The organism is Thermus sp. (assembly GCF_056332225.1).
Genome location: NZ_JBWGQW010000234.1, coordinates 1 through 579, shown reverse-complemented (window position 1 = coordinate 579; position 579 = coordinate 1). Strand labels below are relative to the sequence as shown.

General features: G+C 71.2%; 2 protein-coding genes. Both read right to left on the bottom strand.

The window, feature by feature from the left end:
- Positions 1-74: 74 nt before the first annotated feature.
- The gene (locus AC01Y6_RS11095) at positions 75-305 is read right to left on the bottom strand and encodes a hypothetical protein (protein ID WP_476671589.1); all 231 of its coding nucleotides are present in this window, start codon (positions 303-305) and stop codon (positions 75-77) included.
- Positions 292-579: hypothetical protein (locus AC01Y6_RS11090; protein ID WP_476671588.1), on the bottom strand; the 288-nt coding region annotated here is incomplete at its 5' end. The genes AC01Y6_RS11090 and AC01Y6_RS11095, both read right to left, overlap by 14 nt.

Genomic DNA, 579 nt, shown 5'->3' with positions numbered 1-579 from the left:
GCAACTGCCCCAGGTCGCCGGGTTTACGGCGGCGCAAGCGTTTGGTTTTCGCGTTCCCATCGGCACTCATCCTCTCACCCCCAGGGGGTCAGCTCCCGCTCCTTGAGGAGCACGGGGCGCCCCTTGCGGTCCATCGCCCCCAGGGCCAGGAGGGCTTGGGCTAGGGCGGCCACTTCCCCAGGGGAGAAGACGCGGGTAAAGGGGCCATCCCGCACCACCAGGCAGTCAGGGGGAAGGGCGGGGTCCGTGTAGATGTCTAGCCCCAGCTCCCACAGGTACCTGCCCACCGCGTCAACGGGCCGCATGGGCCACCTCCCCCAGGCGGGCCAGGGCTTCCTCCCACCCCCTGGCCGTGAAGGGCGTTTCGCCCCGCCTCCACACGCTCAGCTCCTCGGGGGGGACCAGCCCCTTCCCGGCGGCCTCAAGCCAGGCCCGGGCCTCGAGGGCGGGGAAGAGGAGCAGATAGCGCGTCCTCCCGGCTAGGGCTTCCACGGCCACCTCCCATCCCTCCCGCAAGTCCAGGGCCCAGGCCCCCGTGGTGGGGGAAAGATGGAGCCTCCAGGGCGGGGGGAGGTTTTG

Excerpts from the sequence above, each read along its gene's own strand:
- AC01Y6_RS11095 (WP_476671589.1), bottom strand. The coding sequence starts at position 305 with ATGCGGCCCGTTGACGCGGTGGGCAGGTACCTGTGGGAGCTGGGGCTA.